Here is a 16,393-nt window from a genome sequence, read left to right as displayed (position 1 = left end):
CACGGTCTGCCGGCAAGTAGGCGTGTTCCTTCGGACGGCTCGCCCATCGACGTTGCGCTGTGCTGCGAGCATCCCGAAGCCGCTACGTGGCAAGCCATGCTGGCCGGCCTGCTGCCCGGCGTGCGCCTGCACGCCTGGCCCACGGCCTGCCCCGACGCCCGCGCCGCCATCGTGTGGTCGCCCAGCCAGGCCTTTTTCGATGCGCATCCGCGCCTCGAAGTGGTCTTCAATATGGGCGCCGGGGTCGACGCGATCCTGAAGCTCAAGCTGCCTGCGGGCGCGCGCATCGTGCGGATCGAAGACGGCGGCATGGCCGTGCAGATGGCCGAATACGCTTGCCACGCCCTGTTCCGCCACGTGCGCGAATTCGACGTGTACGACGCCGAACGGGCCGCCGGCAATTGGGCGCCCCGCCCCGCCCGCATGCGCCAGGACTTTCCGGTCGGCGTGATGGGCCTGGGCGCGCTGGGCAGCGTCGTGGCGCGCAGCGTGGCCGGGTTCGGGTACCCAGTGCTGGGCTGGAGCCATTCCCAAAAGCACATCGACGGCGTGACCTGCTACGCCGGGGATGCGCTGGACGACTTCCTGGCAGGCACCCGCGTGCTGATCTGCGTGTTGCCGCTCACACCGGCCACACGCGGCATCCTGCGGCGCGAGACGCTGTCCAGACTGCGTCCGCAAGGCTACGTCATCAACATGGCGCGCGGCGCGCACCTCGTCGAAGACGATCTGCTGGCCCTGCTGGACCAAGGCGCGCTGGCCGGCGCCGCCCTGGACGTGATGCAGACCGAACCGTTGCCCGCCGGGCATCCGTTCTGGACGCACCCGCGCATCCGCTTCACGCCGCACATCTCGGCGCAGACCATCGTGGCGGAGGCCATCGCGCAGATGGCGCCGCGTATCGCTGCGTGGCAGCGGGGCGAGGATGTCGGAGGGGTGGACGCCGCCAAAGGGTACTGAAGCGGCGGCCGCATATCCGGCGGGCCGGCTTCCTGACAGCGGCGGCCGCAAAGGCGGGCGGGTCGGCATGGTAGCAGCGGCAGCCAGCCGGCAGGCAGGCAGGCAGGCAGGCAGGCAGGCAGGCAGGCAAGCCCACCCTGCCCCCCCGCGCCGTACCATCCTCAGCATCGCACGGACGAAAAAAAAGGCCGGGATCTCCCGGCCTTTCGATTTCGGCACTGCAAAAGCCGTGGCGCGATTACTCGACGTCGACGGCTTCCAATTCTTCAGCGCGGTCAACCAGTTCCATATAGGCCATCGGAGCGTTGTCGCCCTGACGGAAACCCATCTTCAGGATACGGGTGTAGCCGCCGTTACGTTCCTTGAAACGCGGGCCGATTTCGGCGAACAGCTTCACGACCAGATCGCGGTCGCGCAGGCGGGCAAACGCCAGACGCTTGTTGGCCAGCGTGTCTTCCTTGGCGAGCGTGATCAGCGGCTCGACGACACGGCGCAATTCTTTCGCTTTGGGCAGCGTGGTTTTGATGGCTTCGTGCGTCAGCAGCGACACGCACATGTTGCGGAACATGGCTTGGCGGTGGCTGCTGGTGCGGTTGAGCTTACGAAGACCGTGACGATGACGCATGGTAGTTCCTTGTAGATGAATCTATGGTGCGGACATTGCCGCAGGATCCAGCTCTTCTATCAGCTTGCTTGCGCGCGCTGCGGGCCGGGATAGTGCCCTGGTCGTTGCCAACCAGGGCGCGCAATTGTAGTACGCATCGGGCCTGGGCGGGCGCTGAATTGTCCGCCCGGGCCCGATGTTGCAGCGATCGAACGCTTATGGGCGCTCGAGGCCCAGCGGGGGCCAGTTTTCCAGCTTCATGCCGAGCGTCAGACCGCGCGCTGCCAGCACTTCCTTGATTTCATTGAGCGACTTGCGACCCAGGTTCGGGGTCTTGAGCAGCTCGTTTTCGGTACGCTGGATCAGGTCGCCGATGTAATAGATGTTTTCGGCCTTCAGGCAGTTGGCCGAACGCACCGTCAGTTCCAGGTCGTCGACCGGACGCAGCAGGATCGGATCGATCTGCGGCGTGCCACGGGCAGGCGCTTCGATCGTTTCGGTCGAGCCTTCCAGCGCCGCGAACACCGACAGCTGATCCATCAGGATACGAGCCGACTGGCGAACCGCTTCTTCAGGCGAGATCACGCCGTTGGTTTCGATGTCCAGAACCAGCTTGTCCAGGTCAGTACGCTGTTCCACACGGGCGCTTTCGACCGTGTAGCTCACGCGGCGGATCGGGCTGTACGACGCGTCAAGAACAATGCGGCCCACGGCGCGCGAATGGTCTTCGGCAAAGCCGCGCAGGTTGCCCGGCACGTAGCCACGGCCCTTCTCGACCTTCAGCTGCATCTCGAGGCGACCGTTGTCGGTCAAGTTCGCGATGACGTGGTTCGGGTTGATGATCTCGACGTCATGTGACAGTTCGATATCGGCCGCGGTGACCACGCCGGGGCCTTGCTTGCGCAGGGTCAGCGCGACTTCATCGCGGTTGTGCAGCTTGAACACCACGCCCTTCAGGTTCAGCAGGATGTCGACCACGTCTTCACGGACGCCGTCGATCGCCGAGTATTCGTGCACGACACCGGTAATCTGCACTTCGGTTGGCGCATAGCCCGCCATCGACGACAGCAGGATGCGGCGCAGCGCATTGCCCAGGGTATGACCATAGCCGCGTTCGAACGGCTCCATGATCACCTTGGCGTGATTCGGACCGACGCCTTCAACGTCGATATTGCGTGGCTTCAGAAATGCGGCATTCGCCATGAACGATTCCTTATCAATACCCTCGGCTCGTTACACCGATAAGGCTGGGGAAATACGCGTTAGCGCGGGCCCGAAGTGGGCGTGCAAGCGAACTTGCAGAGACGTGCGGTGAATCTTTTCAGGACTGAGGCCCCGTGCGGCAGCAGGTGCCGGACGGAGCCTTTCAGAAAGCCAAAACCGCGCCACAAAGGGCGCGGCTGTCTGGCACTGTCTCGAATTAACGCGAGTACAGTTCGACGACCATCGATTCGTTGATGTCGCGGGCGACGTCAGCGCGGTCAGGAACCTGCTTGAAGGTACCTTCGAGCTTGTTGGCGTCGACGCTGACCCACTGCGGCATGCCTTGCGAGGCGGCCAGGGTCAGGGCTTCTTGAATACGGGCTTGCTTCTTCGCCTTTTCGCGGACAACGACGAGGTCGCCGGCCTTGATCTGGATCGACGGCACGTTGGCGGTCACACCGTTCAGTGCGAAAGCCTTGTGGCTGACCAACTGGCGCGCTTCAGCGCGGGTCGAGCCGAAACCCATGCGGTACACCACGTTGTCAAAACGCGATTCCAGCAACTGGATCAGGTTTTCGCCGGTGTTGCCCTTGCGGCGGTCGGCTTCTTCGAAGTACTTGCGGAACTGCTTTTCCATGATGCCGTACATGCGCTTCAGCTTTTGCTTTTCACGCAGTTGCAGGCCGTAGTCCGAGGTACGCGAACCGGAGGTGCGACCATGTTGACCAGGCTTGCTTTCCAGCTTGCACTTGGAGTCCAGCGAACGGCGCGCGCTCTTCAGGAAGAGGTCGGTGCCTTCACGACGGGACAGCTTACATTTGGGGCCAATATAACGTGCCACGGTATTCCTTTTCTCTGTCAGGCCAGGCGGCTTACATGCGCCAGGCGAGGAGTTTGCCTGTATGGGGTACGGTCGTTTTCACGAACGCGGCAAACAGTGGTCTTGCAATCAGGCGATCTCGGCAACTGGGCCAAGGCGCCCCCAACAACTTTCGTAAAGCTTGGCCAGGCCAGGCTTAGATACGACGACGCTTCGGCGGACGGCAGCCGTTGTGCGGCACGGGCGTGATATCGGCGATGCTCGAAATCTTGATGCCCAATGCGTTCAACGCGCGGACGGACGATTCGCGACCTGGGCCTGGACCCTTGATACGCACTTCGAGCGTCTTGATACCGTATTCCAGCGCAACGCGGCCGGCGGCTTCAGCAGCAACCTGCGCTGCGAACGGGGTCGATTTACGCGAGCCCTTGAAGCCAGCACCACCCGACGTCGCCCACGACAGAGCATTGCCCTGGCGATCGGTGATCGTGATGATGGTGTTGTTGAAGGACGCGTGGACGTGCGCGATACCGTCCGAAACGCTCTTCTTGATTTTCTTGCGAACACGCTGCGAAGCATTGTTGTTCGGTGATTTCGCCATTTTTCAATCCTTGACTGGGTGACAGCCGTCTCAGCTCCAGGTATGCCGTCTGCACGGCGACCCGGATCAGAAATTACTTTTTGAGCGATGCGGCTGCGCGACGCGGACCCTTGCGGGTACGAGCGTTGGTGCGAGTACGCTGACCGCGCACTGGCAGACCGCGCTTGTGACGCAGACCACGGTAAGAGCCGAGGTCGATCAAACGCTTGATCGACAGTTGGATCTCGCGACGCAAGTCACCTTCGACGGTGAATACGTTCACGTGTTCACGAATCCGCTCGAGTTCAGCGTCGTTCAGATCCTTGACCTTCTTCGAGCCAGGCACGTTTGCCGAGACGCAGATTTCGCGAGCGCGGGTGCGGCCAATGCCGAAGATTGCCGTCAGACCGATTTCGGTGTGCTGATGCGGCGGAATGTTGATGCCAGCGATACGGGCCATAACGTTTCCTTGAATACCTAAACCGTAGGGCGGAACCTGAGGTTCTTAGCCCTGACGTTGCTTGTGGCGCGGGTCGGTGCAGATGATCCGCACTACGCCCTTACGCTTGATGACCTTGCAGTTACGGCAGATCCGCTTAACTGATGCCATTACTTTCATGATTGACTCCTAGTCTTTCTTCAGCGCACCGGCAAGTTCCCGCCCTTGAAGTTTGCCTTCTTGAGCAAGGAATCGTACTGGTGCGACATCACGTATGCCTGTACCTGGGCCATGAAATCCATGGTGACCACGACGATGATCAGCAGGGACGTTCCGCCAAAATAGAACGGGACGTTCCAGCGCAAAACCAGAAACTCTGGCAGCAGGCACACCAACGTGATGTAGATGGCGCCAGAAAATGTCAGGCGCATCAGGATCTTGTCGATATACCGCGCTGTCTGCTCACCGGGACGAATCCCTGGAACGAACGCGCCACTCTTCTTCAGGTTATCGGCAGTCTCGCGGCTGTTGAACACGAGGGCCGTATAAAAGAAGCAGAAGAACACGATCGCGATGGCATACAGCGAGATGTACAGAGGTTGTCCGGGAGACAGCGCGCCGGCCAGGTCTTTCAACCACCGCATGCCCTCACCACTGGAAAACCAGCTGGCCACCGTTGCCGGGAACAGGATGATCGACGATGCGAAGATCGGCGGAATCACCCCGGCCATATTCAACTTCAGAGGCAGATGCGAGCTCTGGCCGCCGTACACACGATTGCCCACCTGGCGCTTGGCATAGTTGACGACGATCTTGCGTTGTCCGCGTTCCACGAACACTACGAAAGCCGTAACCAACACCACCAGCACGATGATGAACAGCGCGGACAGGACTGCCATGGCGCCGGTGTTGACCAACTCGAACAATCCGGCAAGCGCGTGCGGGAGACCCGCTGCGATACCCGAAAAGATCAGGATGGAAATACCGTTGCCCAGACCACGTTCCGTGATCTGCTCACCCAACCACATCAGGAACATCGTTCCCGTGACCAACGAAATCATCGTCGTGACGCGGAAGACCATGCCCGGATCAATGACCAATCCAGCTTGCGACTCCAGGGCGACAGAGATACCTACCGCCTGAACCATCGCCAACGCCAACGTACCGTAGCGTGTGTACTGCGTGATCTTGCGTCGCCCGGCCTCGCCTTCTTTCTTGATCGCTTCCAACGACGGCACGATGACCGACATCAGCTGCATGATGATCGATGCCGAAATGTACGGCATGATCCCCAGTGCAAAGATCGAGAAACGCGAAAGCGCACCGCCCGAGAACATATTGAACAGGCCCAGAATGCCGCCCGAGTTCTGATTGAACAAGGAAGACAACTGGACCGGATCAATCCCCGGAACGGGGATGTGTGTACCGATCCGGTACACCACCAGGGCGAGCAACAGGAAAACCAGCCGACGTTTCAGATCGCCGTACTTGCCTGGTTTACCCAGTGCGTTCGCATTAGCCAAAGCTTAGCCCTCGAGTGTCAGACCAACGATCCGCCGGCGGCTTCGATCGCTGCCTTGGCGCCGACCGTTGCCGTCAGACCATTGAGCGCAACCTTGCGGGAGAGCTCGCCGGACTTGATGACCTTGACGTACCGTACTGCCTGGCCAACCACGCCGGCCTGCTTCAGCGCCTGCAGGTCGATGTCATCGACAGGCAGGCCTTGCAGATCGGACAGGCGGACCTGCGCGTACAGGTGCTGACCCAGCGAGGTGAAACCCCGCTTGGGCAGACGGCGGTACATAGGCATCTGACCGCCTTCGAAACCGACCTTGTGGAAGCCGCCCGAACGGGACTTCTGTCCCTTGTGGCCGCGACCTGCCGTCTTGCCGAGACCGGAACCGATACCACGGCCGACCCGACGCTTGGCGTGCTTGCTGCCGATAGCCGGCTTGAGCGTATTCAATTGCATGCTAGACCTCTCAGGCTTCCGACACGGTGACCAGATAGGCCACCTTGCGGATCATCCCGCGGACTTCGGGCGTGTCTTGCAGGACGCGCGTGGTGTTGATGCCACGCAGTCCCAGGCCACGCACAGTAGCGCGGTGCGACTCGGGCGTCCCGATAGGGGAACGCACGAGCGTCACTTTGACGTTCTTGGTGTCTGCCATGGTTTACCCCAGGATCTCTTCGACGGACTTGCCACGCTTGGCGGCGATGTCCGACGGGGTCGAGCACAGGCCCAAACCATTGAGCGTGGCGCGAACCAGGTTGTACGGGTTGGTCGAGCCGAGGCTCTTCGCAACCACGTTCCGCACGCCCAGGACGTCGAAGATCGCGCGCATCGGGCCGCCGGCGATAACGCCAGTACCTTCCGCAGCGGGCGACATCAACACCGTGGAGGCGCCGTGCTTGCCGACAACCGTATGGTGCAACGTACCGTTCTTGAGCGGCACCTTGATCATGCGGCGGCGGGCTTCTTCCATTGCTTTCTGGACAGCGACCGGCACTTCACGCGCCTTGCCCTTGCCCATGCCAACGCGTCCGTCCCCGTCGCCGACAACCGTCAGCGCCGCGAAACCGAGGATACGACCACCCTTCACGACCTTCGTCACGCGGTTGACCGCGATCATCTTTTCGCGAAGACCGTCGTCACGCTCTTCCGACGCGGAATTCTTGCCTTGCATCTTGGCCATGTAATCCTCGCTTAAAACTTCAGGCCGGCTTCACGCGCGGCATCGGCCAGGGCTTTGACGCGGCCGTGGTAACGGAAACCCGAGCGATCGAACGCCACGTTTTCGATACCAGCTGCCTTGGCCTTCTCGGCCACGCGTTTGCCTACCAGGGTTGCTGCGGCAACATTGCCACCCTTGCCGGTATCGCCCGAGATCTGTTGGCGAACTTCCGGTTCGACGGTAGAGGCGCTGATCAGCACCGTATCGCCTTCGGGGGAGATAATGTTTGCGTAGATATGCAGGTTCGTGCGGAACACCGACAGGCGATGCACGCGCAACTCGGCGATCTTTTTGCGGGTTGGAACCGCACGACGCAAACGAGCTTGCTTTTTGTCCATGATTCGTCCTTGCCAGCGCTTTATTTCTTCTTGGTCTCTTTAATGACGACCTTTTCGCCGACATAACGTACGCCCTTGCCCTTGTAGGGTTCGGGTTCACGGTATGCGCGGATCTCGGCTGCCACCTGACCAACTCGTTGTTTGTCGGCGCCCTTCAAGACCACTTCGGTCTGCGTCGGGCATTCGACCTTCACACCAACTGGCATCGGGTGCACGATGTCGTGCGAGTAACCGAGTTGCAGTTTGATGGAGTCGCCTTGTGCCTGGGCACGGTAACCCACGCCAACCAGGCTCAGGCGACGCTCGAAACCCTTGCTGACGCCAGTGACCATGTTGGCCACCAGTGCGCGTACGGTTCCGGACATGGCCTTCGCTTCGCGCGAGTCATCGGCTGCGGCAAACGTCATCTTGTTCGAATCGAGGTCGATCTTGACCTGGCCGGTCAGCGCCTGGGTCAGCGAACCCAGAGGACCTTTGACGGTGATCTCTTGGGCATTGATGCTGGCCTCGACGCCTTTCGGCAATTCGACGGGGTATTTAGCAATACGTGACATATCGAACTCCTTAAGCCACGTAGCAGAGGACTTCGCCGCCCACGCCGGTAGCGCGAGCCTTGCGATCTGTCATCACGCCACGCGAGGTGGAGACGATGGCCACGCCCAGGCCGTTCAGGACCTGAGGAATGGCGTCATGGCCTTTGTAGATACGCAGGCCCGGCTTCGAGACGCGGTCGATGCGCTCGATAACGGGACGGCCTGCATAGTACTTCAGGGTAATTTCGAGTACCGGCTTGCCACCGTTCGGGTTCACCTGGAAACCGTCGATGTAGCCCTCGTCCTTCAGCACAGCGGCAATGGCCGCCTTCAGCTTCGAGGAGGGCATCGTCACGGAAGCCTTGTCTACGCGTTGCGCATTACGGATGCGCGTCAGCATATCGGCGATCGGATCGCTCATGCTCATAAATGCTCTCCTACCAGCTTGCCTTGGTCATGCCCGGAACTTCACCGCGCATAGCCATCTCGCGCAGCTTGTTACGAGCAAGACCAAACTTGCGGAATGTGCCACGGGGGCGACCGGTCACCGCGCAGCGATTACGCTGGCGGGTGGGGTTGGCGTTACGGGGCAGCTGTTGAATCTTCAGGCGTGCCTGGTAACGTTCTTCGTCTGTCTTCGACGAGTCGTCGACAATTGCTTGCAGAGCAGCACGCTTCGGAGCGTACTTTGCTGCGAGCTTCACGCGCTTTGCATCGCGATTGATGAGTGAGAGCTTAGCCACTACACACCCCTTAATTACGGAACGGGAAGCGGAAGGCTGTGAGCAGCGCTTTTGCTTCGTCGTCAGTCTTTGCCGTGGTCGTGATGCTGATGTTCAGCCCACGAAGCGTGTCAATCTTGTCGTAGTCGATCTCTGGGAAGATGATCTGTTCTTTCACACCGACGTTGTAGTTACCGCGGCCGTCGAATGCACGACCCGAAATACCGCGGAAGTCCCGAACGCGGGGAAGAGCAACCGTCACCAGACGATCGAGGAATTCATACATGCGCTGACCGCGCAGGGTCACCATGCAACCGATCGGGTAATCCTCGCGGATCTTGAACCCGGCAATTGCCTTGCGCGACTTGGTGATGACCGGCTTCTGGCCGGCGATCTTGGTCAGATCGCCAACAGCGTGCTCGATGACCTTCTTGTCGGCAACCGCTTCCGAGACACCCATGTTCAGGGTGATCTTGGTGATGCGGGGCACCTGCATCGTGCTTTTGTATTCGAACTTGGCAAGCAGATCAGGAACGATCTTCTCGCGGTAGTAGTCTTGGAGACGAGCCATTTCTATGTTCTCCGTTTACGCTTTCGAACCAACGGACTCGCCGCTGGAACGGAAGACGCGCACGCTCTTGCCGTCGACTTCCTTGATCGCCACGCGGTCGGCTTTGCCGGTCGCAGCGTTGAAAATCGCCACATTCGAGATGTGGATAGGCATGGTCTTGTCCACGATGCCGCCCGGCTGGTTCTGCATCGGGTTCGGCTTCACGCTTTTCTTGACGACATTGATGCCTTCGACCAACACATGGTTTTCGTCGACACGAGAAAGCACGACACCGCGCTTGGTCTTGTCTTTACCAGTGAGGACGATGACTTCGTCGCCTGTACGGATCTTGTTCATCTTGACCCCTTACAGCACTTCGGGCGCCAGCGACACGATCTTCATGAACTTCTCGGTACGCAGTTCACGCGTAACGGGTCCGAAGATACGAGTACCGATGGGCTCGAGCTTGGCGTTGAGCAACACGGCGGCATTGCCGCCAAAACGGATAAGCGAACCGTCTTTACGACGAACGCCCTTGGCGGTGCGAACCACCACGGCGTTATAGATTTCGCCCTTCTTAACGCGCCCACGCGGAGCCGCATCCTTGACGCTGACTTTGATCACGTCGCCGATGCCGGCATAGCGGCGCTTGGAGCCGCCGAGCACCTTGATGCACATAACTGAGCGCGCACCGGTGTTGTCGGCCACATCCAACTTGGTCTGCATTTGAATCATGGTTTACCCTATTCCAACTTAACCCGAAGCATCCTGGGACCCCGTGCGCAACCGCGATGGTTGCAACCAAGTCCCACAACACAGCCGATCAGTTTTGGTCCCGTAAGGCGGCCAGCAAGCGCTGACTACCCTGGGTTGAAATTCCTGATGCGAAGGTTTGCACCTACCGCTGCCTGCTTGTGGACCCCCGACTGCGCCATGAACCAACGTCATGAACGAAACCGCGGATCTGAAGACCTGGCAGTAGACACTGGCCCCTGCTTTTCTGCCCTGATGTGTTCCCGCCCGGGCCGGCTATGAGCCTGACCAGAAGGAAGCCAACGATAATATCGCGGATGGACGGGGGTTGCAATACCTGTGGGCAAATAGTTTGTTCTGGGGCAACACTGCACCAGCGCACTTTTACGGCGCCACCGAATATCGCGCGCCCCCCTTACGCCCCCACGCGATACGACGCACCCAATAAAAAACGCGGAAGCACTTGCCGCAGTTGCCTGCAGGTCGTACTTCCGCGTTCGTCATGCTATCGACCAGGCGGCTTGCGCTGCCCGGTCACCGCAGGATCAGACGATCCGTGCAGCTTCCAACAGGCGAACCACAGTCCATGCCTTGGTCTTCGAGATCGGACGTGTTTCCGAAATCTCGACCAGGTCACCGGTCTTGTACTGGTTCGTTTCGTCGTGTGCGTGGTACTTGTTCGAACGCACGATGATCTTGCCGTACAGCGGGTGCTTGACGCGCCGCTCGACCAGCACGGTCACCGTCTTGTTCATCTTGTCGCTCGTCACACGGCCCGTCAGAGCACGCTTCAGTTTTGCTTCGCTCATGATTACTTCCCGGCCTTTTCGCGCTGCACGGTCCGTACACGCGCGATGTCGCGCCGTACTTTGCGTAGCTGGCTGCTATTGGAAAGCTGCTGGGTAGCCATCTGCATACGCAGACTGAACTGGGCCCGGAGCAGACCTTCGAGCTCTTTCGTGAGCTCTGCTTCGTCTTTCGAACGGAATTCGCTTGCTTTCATTGCTTATCTCCTTACGTGCCAATGTGGCGCGTAACGAAGGTGGTCGAGATCGGAAGCTTGGCGGCTGCCAGGCGGAAAGCCTCGCGCGCCAATTCTTCGTTCACACCGTCCATCTCGTAGAGCACTTTGCCCGGCTGGATCTCGGCAACCCAGTACTCAGGGTTACCTTTACCGTTACCCATCCGAACTTCAGCAGGTTTCTGCGAAATCGGCTTGTCTGGGAAAATCCGGATCCAGATCCGACCGCCGCGCTTGATGTGACGCGAGATCGCGCGGCGAGCCGCTTCGATCTGACGCGCCGTCAAGCGACCGCGGCCCGTGGCCTTGAGACCGAATTCGCCGAACGACACGTTAGCGCCGCGCGTGGCCAATCCGGTATTACGGCCCTTTTGTTCCTTGCGGTATTTTCTGCGTGAAGGCTGCAGCATCTTTATTCTCCGTCTTTGGCAGGCGCAGCTGCTGCAGGCGCGGCTGCATCAGCCGGCTTGCGCGGCGCGCGCTTGGCAGCAGCGCCGGCCTCGGGCGCAGCTGCAGCAACCGCTGCACCTTCGCCTTCAGGCTTGCGACCACCGCGACCACGCGGGGCGCCAGGACGATTGCCCGGACGCTCGTTGCGGTCATTGCGGGGGCCGCGACGCGGCTTGCGCTCATCGTCCTTCGTTTCCGGAACGGCATTCTGTTCGGCTGTACCAAGGGTATCGCCCTTGTACACCCAAACCTTGATGCCGATCAGGCCGTAGGTCGTGCCGGCTTCCGACGTACCGTAGTCGATGTTCGCGCGCAGGGTGTGCAACGGCACACGGCCTTCGCGATACCACTCGGTACGTGCGATTTCGATACCGTTCAGACGACCGGCGCTCATGATCTTGATGCCCTGGGCACCCAGACGCATCGCGTTCTGCATCGCACGTTTCATCGCGCGGCGGAACATGATGCGCTTCTCGAGCTGTTGCGAGATCGAGTCGGCGATCAGCTGGGCGTCGATTTCCGGCTTGCGGATTTCTTCGATGTTGACGTGCACAGGCACGCCCATCAGACGCTGCAGATCAGCCTTCAGGTTTTCGATATCCTCGCCCTTCTTGCCGATCACCACGCCCGGACGAGCCGAGTAAATGGTGACGCGGGCATTCTTGGCGGGACGCTCGATGATCACGCGACCGACCGAAGCGCCTTTCAGCTTCTTCTTCAGGTATTCGCGAACCTTGATGTCTTCCGCGAGCATGACGGCGTAGTTGCTGCCGTTGGCAAACCAACGGGAGGACCAATTACGGCTGACCGCGAGTCGGAACCCGGTTGGATGAATCTTCTGTCCCATCGTGGCTCCTTAGTTGCCGACCGTGACCACGATGTGGCAGGTCTGCTTCTCGATCTTGACGCCGCGGCCCTTCGCACGAGCGTCGAAACGCTTGAGCGAAGTACCCTTGTCGACGATGATGGCCTTGACCTTCAGCTCGTCGATGTCGGCGCCGTCATTGTGCTCGGCATTCGCGATTGCGGATTCGACCACTTTCTTGATGATGCCGGCGGACTTCTTGGGCGTGAACGTCAGGATGTTGATGGCCTGAGCGACCGACTTGCCGCGGACCAGGTCCGCAACCAGCCGAGCCTTCTGGGCCGAGACGCGGACGCCGCGCAGTTTTGCTGTGGTTTCCATTGCGCCGATTACCTCTTGGCCTTTTTGTCCGCAGCGTGGCCCTTGAACGTACGGGTCAGCGCGAACTCACCGAGCTTGTGACCAACCATGTTCTCGTTGACGTACACGGGAACGTGCTGACGGCCATTGTGCACAGCGATCGTGAGCCCGATGAAATCGGGCAGGATCGTGGAACGGCGCGACCAGGTCTTGATTGGGCGTTTGTCTTTTCCGGCCGTGGCGGTCTCGACCTTCTTGAGAAGGTGAAGATCGACAAACGGTCCTTTCTTGATAGAACGTGACATGCTTGCCTCGCTTACTTCTTCTTGCGCCGCTGGACGATCATATTGCTCGTCCGCTTATTGCGGCGGGTCTTGAAACCCTTGGACGGAGTGCCCCAGGGGCTGACCGGTTCGCGTGCTTCGCCGGTGCGACCTTCACCACCACCGTGGGGATGATCGACAGGGTTCATTGCAACGCCACGAACGGTAGGACGAATACCACGCCAACGCGTTGCACCGGCTTTGCCGATCTGGCGCAGGCCATGCTCTTCGTTGGAAACTTCGCCGATGGTAGCGCGGCACTCGATGTGCACCTTCCGGACTTCGCCGGAGCGCAGGCGAACCTGAGCGTAGGTACCTTCACGAGCCAGCAGCACTGCCGAAGCACCGGCCGAACGCACCATCTGTGCGCCCTTGCCAGGCAGCATCTCGACGCAGTGAATCGTCGAACCGACTGGAATATTGCGGATAGGCAGGGTGTTGCCGGCGCGGATAGGCGCTTCGACACCCGACAACAGCGTTGCACCGACTTCCAGACCGCGTGGCGCAATGATGTAGCGACGCTCGCCGTCGGCGTAGCAGATCAGAGCGATGTGCGCCGTGCGGTTAGGATCGTATTCAATACGCTCGACCTTGGCCGGAATTCCGTCCTTGGTCCGCTTGAAGTCGATGAGACGATAGTGTTGCTTGTGACCACCGCCGCGGTGACGCGTGGTGATATGGCCGTTGTTGTTACGACCGGCGTTCTGGATCTGCTTTTCGAGCAGTGCGTCGAGCGGGCGGCCCTTGAACAGGTGGGGATGAACCACCTTGACCATGCCACGACGGCCGGCGGAAGTCGGCTTTAGCTTAACGAGGGGCATTTACTTCACCTCCTGCGCAAAGTCGATTTCCTGACCTGGCTTCAACGACACGTACGCCTTTCTTTCGTTCCGGCGACGACCCATGAAACGGCCAAAGCGCTTGACTTTGCCCTTGGTATTGAGCACCTGCACGGACTCGACCTGCACCTTGAAGAGCAGTTCGACGGCAGCCTTGATTTCTGGCTTGGTGGCATCCTGGATGACACGGAAAGCCACTTGCTCGTTCTTGTCGGCGATGAACGTGCTCTTTTCAGAGACGATCGGGGCCAACAGGACTTGCATCAGACGTTCATTCTTGCTCATCCCAGCATCTCCTCGAGCTGAGCGATCGCTGGCTTGGTGATCAACACTTTGTTGTAGTGGATCAGCGACAGCGGATCGGCGTAACGGGACTCGACCACGGCGACGTGCGGCAGATTGCGCGTGGCCAGGTAGAGGTTTTCGTCAACCGTATCGGTAATGATCAGCACCGACGTCAGGCCGAGCGTCTTGAGCTTGTCAGCGGCCAATTTGGTCTTGGGCGACTCGAGCACAAATGCATCGACGATGGCGATACGGTCTTCGCGGGCCAACTGGGAGAGGATCGAGCGCATACCGGCGCGATACATCTTCTTGTTGACCTTCTGGCTGAAGTTCTCGTCAGGCGAGTTCGGGAAAATCCGACCACCACCACGCCACAGCGGCGACGACGACATACCGGCACGAGCGCGGCCCGTACCCTTCTGGCGCCACGGCTTCTTGGTCGTGTGCTTGACTTGCTCGCGATCCTTCTGGGCGCGGTTACCACTGCGGGCATTGGCTTGATACGCCACGACCACCTGGTGAACCAGTGCTTCGTTGAATTCGCGGCCGAAAATGGTATCGGGGGCGTTGACGGTTGCGGACGACTCGCCCTGATCATTCAGAAGCTTGAGTTCCATTATCAGGCTCCTTTGATCGCGGGACGCACGACGACATTCGCGTTCGCGTGGCCGGGGACGGCGCCACGGACCAGCAGCAGACCGCGTTCAGCGTCCACACGAATGACTTCGAGGTTTTGCACAGTGCGTTGCACGTCACCAAGGTGACCTGCCATCTTCTTGCCTGGGAACACGCGACCCGGATCCTGCGCCATACCGATGGAGCCTGCCGAGTTGTGCGATACCGAGTTACCGTGCGATGCACGGTTCGACGAGAAGTGGTGACGCTTGATCGCGCCCGAGAAGCCCTTGCCGATCGTGGTACCGGTCACGTCGACTTTCTGGCCGACGGTGAACACGGACTCGACAGCGACAACGGCGCCTGGAGCGAATTCGGCTGCTTTAGCCGGATCAAGACGGAATTCTTTGAGCACGCTGCCTGCTTCGACACCCGCTTTCGCGAAGTGACCGGTAAGCGGGCTGGTGACGCGCGATGCACGGCGCGTACCAAACGTGACCTGGACGGCTGCGTAGCCGTCGGCTTGCGGGGACTTGACCTGGGTCACACGGTTGTTCGACACGTCCAGTACCGTCACGGGGATGGATTCACCATCGTCCGTGAAGATACGGGTCATGCCAACCTTGCGACCCACCAAGCCTAGCCGGAATGCGGCTGGCGTGGAGGTCGTCGATTGGGTCGACATCGTTTTCTCCGTTCCCGACTGCGATTGGCCGGGGCTAAAAATGGCATTACGCCAGAATGTGGTAAGTACTGCAGGTAGAGCTTTGATGCGTTGCCAGCTGAAACACATCCGCCGCGTCGAGCTTCAACCCCCGAGCTTAAGTCGCTCATTGAGGCAAGGCCTCAGGGCAAATCCCATTGACTCGGCGAAAAATTACTGGCAAGCCGGCAAGTATAGCGCGCACCCCGCCCCTTATACAAGGGCGGGGTGCAAATACGAGACGATTAGTTCAGAGCGATTTCGACGTCGACACCTGCAGGCAGGTCCAGGCGCATGAGCGCGTCAACCGTCTTGTCCGTAGGATCCACGATGTCCATCAGGCGTTGATGGGTGCGGATCTCGAACTGATCGCGCGACGTCTTGTTGACGTGCGGCGAACGCAGCAGATCGTACCGGCGGATACGGGTCGGCAGCGGCACGGGGCCACGGACGACTGCGCCGGTCCGCTTCGCGGTTTCAACGATTTCAGCGGCCGATTGGTCGATGAGCTTGTAGTCGAAAGCCTTGAGGCGGATGCGAATCTTTTGCTTTTTCATGGGATATTCCTAAAGAGCGAGGGTGGAAGACGGCGAACCGCCTTCCGAAGCATGAGGTGGAAAGTGCCGAAGCACTTTCCGGACTGGAATCTTACTTCAGGATCGTGGCAACGACACCGGCGCCGACGGTACGACCGCCTTCACGAATGGCGAAACGCAGACCTTCTTCCATGGCGATGGGGGCCAGCAGCTTGACCG

At 60.0% G+C, this 16,393-nt stretch carries 30 protein-coding genes; 1 reads left to right on the top strand and 29 read right to left on the bottom strand.

Translation table 11 applies throughout. The features are described 5' to 3' along the window. Positions 1–45: 45 nt before the first annotated feature. On the top strand, positions 46–960 hold the full coding sequence (locus IE116_RS25340) for a 2-hydroxyacid dehydrogenase (protein WP_373303117.1): 915 nt from the start codon (positions 46–48) through the stop codon (positions 958–960). Between the two features lie 238 nt (positions 961–1,198). Here IE116_RS25340 and rplQ read toward each other — a convergent pair whose 3' ends face one another. From rplQ to IE116_RS25195, 29 genes are all read right to left on the bottom strand, one after another. Continuing rightward, the gene (rplQ, locus tag IE116_RS25335; protein ID WP_189616695.1) at positions 1,199–1,585 is read right to left on the bottom strand and encodes a 50S ribosomal protein L17; all 387 of its coding nucleotides are present in this window, start codon (positions 1,583–1,585) and stop codon (positions 1,199–1,201) included. A gap of 195 nt (positions 1,586–1,780) precedes the next feature. Further along, complete coding sequence (locus IE116_RS25330; RefSeq protein WP_179590885.1) at positions 1,781–2,767, bottom strand: DNA-directed RNA polymerase subunit alpha; 987 nt, start codon at positions 2,765–2,767, stop codon at positions 1,781–1,783. Positions 2,768–2,984: 217 nt separating this feature from the next. Then, entirely contained in the window at positions 2,985–3,608 is a 624-nt protein-coding gene (rpsD, locus tag IE116_RS25325) for a 30S ribosomal protein S4 (protein WP_189616693.1), read from the bottom strand. 175 nt (positions 3,609–3,783) lie between these two features. Next, complete coding sequence (gene rpsK / locus IE116_RS25320; RefSeq protein WP_179590882.1) at positions 3,784–4,188, bottom strand: 30S ribosomal protein S11; 405 nt, start codon at positions 4,186–4,188, stop codon at positions 3,784–3,786. 73 nt (positions 4,189–4,261) lie between these two features. After that, complete coding sequence (gene rpsM / locus IE116_RS25315; RefSeq protein WP_189616691.1) at positions 4,262–4,627, bottom strand: 30S ribosomal protein S13; 366 nt, start codon at positions 4,625–4,627, stop codon at positions 4,262–4,264. 45 nt (positions 4,628–4,672) lie between these two features. After that, positions 4,673–4,786: a 50S ribosomal protein L36 gene (gene rpmJ / locus IE116_RS25310; protein WP_179590879.1), complete on the bottom strand. Its 114-nt coding sequence runs from the start codon at positions 4,784–4,786 to the stop codon at positions 4,673–4,675. Positions 4,787–4,806: 20 nt separating this feature from the next. Beyond that, positions 4,807–6,129: a preprotein translocase subunit SecY gene (secY, locus tag IE116_RS25305; RefSeq protein WP_189616689.1), complete on the bottom strand. Its 1,323-nt coding sequence runs from the start codon at positions 6,127–6,129 to the stop codon at positions 4,807–4,809. 17 nt (positions 6,130–6,146) lie between these two features. Continuing rightward, positions 6,147–6,578 carry a 50S ribosomal protein L15 gene (gene rplO, locus IE116_RS25300; protein WP_189616687.1) on the bottom strand — a complete coding sequence of 144 codons (432 nt, stop codon included), beginning with the start codon at positions 6,576–6,578 and terminating at the stop codon, positions 6,147–6,149. Between the two features lie 10 nt (positions 6,579–6,588). Beyond that, positions 6,589–6,777: a 50S ribosomal protein L30 gene (gene rpmD, locus IE116_RS25295; protein WP_179590873.1), complete on the bottom strand. Its 189-nt coding sequence runs from the start codon at positions 6,775–6,777 to the stop codon at positions 6,589–6,591. Positions 6,778–6,780: 3 nt separating this feature from the next. After that, positions 6,781–7,302, bottom strand: a complete 522-nt coding sequence (rpsE, locus tag IE116_RS25290; protein WP_179590871.1) for a 30S ribosomal protein S5 — start codon at positions 7,300–7,302, stop codon at positions 6,781–6,783. Between the two features lie 11 nt (positions 7,303–7,313). Then, positions 7,314–7,679 carry a 50S ribosomal protein L18 gene (gene rplR / locus IE116_RS25285; RefSeq protein WP_189616685.1) on the bottom strand — a complete coding sequence of 122 codons (366 nt, stop codon included), beginning with the start codon at positions 7,677–7,679 and terminating at the stop codon, positions 7,314–7,316. A 20-nt stretch (positions 7,680–7,699) separates the two neighbouring features. Further along, the gene (gene rplF / locus IE116_RS25280) at positions 7,700–8,233 is read right to left on the bottom strand and encodes a 50S ribosomal protein L6 (protein WP_189616683.1); all 534 of its coding nucleotides are present in this window, start codon (positions 8,231–8,233) and stop codon (positions 7,700–7,702) included. Between the two features lie 10 nt (positions 8,234–8,243). Further along, on the bottom strand, positions 8,244–8,639 hold the full coding sequence (gene rpsH, locus IE116_RS25275) for a 30S ribosomal protein S8 (protein WP_189616681.1): 396 nt from the start codon (positions 8,637–8,639) through the stop codon (positions 8,244–8,246). A gap of 10 nt (positions 8,640–8,649) precedes the next feature. Then, a complete protein-coding gene (gene rpsN / locus IE116_RS25270; RefSeq protein ID WP_189616679.1) occupies positions 8,650–8,955 on the bottom strand; it encodes a 30S ribosomal protein S14 in 306 nt (101 codons plus the stop codon). A 10-nt stretch (positions 8,956–8,965) separates the two neighbouring features. Next, a complete protein-coding gene (rplE, locus tag IE116_RS25265; protein ID WP_189616677.1) occupies positions 8,966–9,505 on the bottom strand; it encodes a 50S ribosomal protein L5 in 540 nt (179 codons plus the stop codon). Between the two features lie 15 nt (positions 9,506–9,520). Then, positions 9,521–9,841, bottom strand: a complete 321-nt coding sequence (gene rplX, locus IE116_RS25260) for a 50S ribosomal protein L24 (protein WP_189616675.1) — start codon at positions 9,839–9,841, stop codon at positions 9,521–9,523. A 9-nt stretch (positions 9,842–9,850) separates the two neighbouring features. After that, entirely contained in the window at positions 9,851–10,219 is a 369-nt protein-coding gene (gene rplN, locus IE116_RS25255) for a 50S ribosomal protein L14 (RefSeq protein ID WP_179590857.1), read from the bottom strand. A 563-nt stretch (positions 10,220–10,782) separates the two neighbouring features. Further along, positions 10,783–11,046 carry a 30S ribosomal protein S17 gene (gene rpsQ, locus IE116_RS25250; protein WP_179590849.1) on the bottom strand — a complete coding sequence of 88 codons (264 nt, stop codon included), beginning with the start codon at positions 11,044–11,046 and terminating at the stop codon, positions 10,783–10,785. A gap of 2 nt (positions 11,047–11,048) precedes the next feature. Then, positions 11,049–11,240 carry a 50S ribosomal protein L29 gene (gene rpmC, locus IE116_RS25245; RefSeq protein ID WP_179590847.1) on the bottom strand — a complete coding sequence of 64 codons (192 nt, stop codon included), beginning with the start codon at positions 11,238–11,240 and terminating at the stop codon, positions 11,049–11,051. A gap of 11 nt (positions 11,241–11,251) precedes the next feature. Continuing rightward, positions 11,252–11,668, bottom strand: coding sequence for a 50S ribosomal protein L16 (gene rplP / locus IE116_RS25240; RefSeq protein WP_189616674.1), 417 nt, complete (start codon positions 11,666–11,668; stop codon positions 11,252–11,254). A 2-nt stretch (positions 11,669–11,670) separates the two neighbouring features. Continuing rightward, positions 11,671–12,555 carry a 30S ribosomal protein S3 gene (gene rpsC / locus IE116_RS25235; RefSeq protein ID WP_189616672.1) on the bottom strand — a complete coding sequence of 295 codons (885 nt, stop codon included), beginning with the start codon at positions 12,553–12,555 and terminating at the stop codon, positions 11,671–11,673. A 9-nt stretch (positions 12,556–12,564) separates the two neighbouring features. After that, positions 12,565–12,894, bottom strand: a complete 330-nt coding sequence (rplV, locus tag IE116_RS25230; RefSeq protein ID WP_189616670.1) for a 50S ribosomal protein L22 — start codon at positions 12,892–12,894, stop codon at positions 12,565–12,567. 8 nt (positions 12,895–12,902) lie between these two features. Further along, positions 12,903–13,178, bottom strand: a complete 276-nt coding sequence (rpsS, locus tag IE116_RS25225) for a 30S ribosomal protein S19 (RefSeq protein WP_179590839.1) — start codon at positions 13,176–13,178, stop codon at positions 12,903–12,905. An 11-nt stretch (positions 13,179–13,189) separates the two neighbouring features. Next, positions 13,190–14,017, bottom strand: a complete 828-nt coding sequence (gene rplB / locus IE116_RS25220; protein WP_179590837.1) for a 50S ribosomal protein L2 — start codon at positions 14,015–14,017, stop codon at positions 13,190–13,192. Then, the gene (rplW, locus tag IE116_RS25215; RefSeq protein WP_179590835.1) at positions 14,018–14,320 is read right to left on the bottom strand and encodes a 50S ribosomal protein L23; all 303 of its coding nucleotides are present in this window, start codon (positions 14,318–14,320) and stop codon (positions 14,018–14,020) included. Further along, positions 14,317–14,937, bottom strand: a complete 621-nt coding sequence (gene rplD, locus IE116_RS25210; protein WP_189616668.1) for a 50S ribosomal protein L4 — start codon at positions 14,935–14,937, stop codon at positions 14,317–14,319. Before rplD ends, rplW begins: the two co-directional genes overlap by 4 nt. Positions 14,938–14,939: 2 nt before the next feature. Then, positions 14,940–15,620 carry a 50S ribosomal protein L3 gene (rplC, locus tag IE116_RS25205; RefSeq protein ID WP_179590831.1) on the bottom strand — a complete coding sequence of 227 codons (681 nt, stop codon included), beginning with the start codon at positions 15,618–15,620 and terminating at the stop codon, positions 14,940–14,942. Between the two features lie 263 nt (positions 15,621–15,883). Next, positions 15,884–16,195 (bottom strand): 30S ribosomal protein S10, encoded by a 312-nt coding sequence (gene rpsJ, locus IE116_RS25200; RefSeq protein WP_179590829.1) that lies wholly within the window; start codon positions 16,193–16,195, stop codon positions 15,884–15,886. A 91-nt stretch (positions 16,196–16,286) separates the two neighbouring features. Then, on the bottom strand, positions 16,287–16,393 hold a 107-nt coding region (locus tag IE116_RS25195), incomplete at its 5' end, for an EF-Tu C-terminal domain-related protein (RefSeq protein WP_505855318.1).

The organism is Pigmentiphaga litoralis, from assembly GCF_014651835.1.
Classification (GTDB): domain Bacteria; phylum Pseudomonadota; class Gammaproteobacteria; order Burkholderiales; family Burkholderiaceae_B; genus Pigmentiphaga; species Pigmentiphaga litoralis.
Note: the sequence above shows the minus strand (reverse complement) of the source record. Positions and strands in the feature narration are given on the sequence as shown.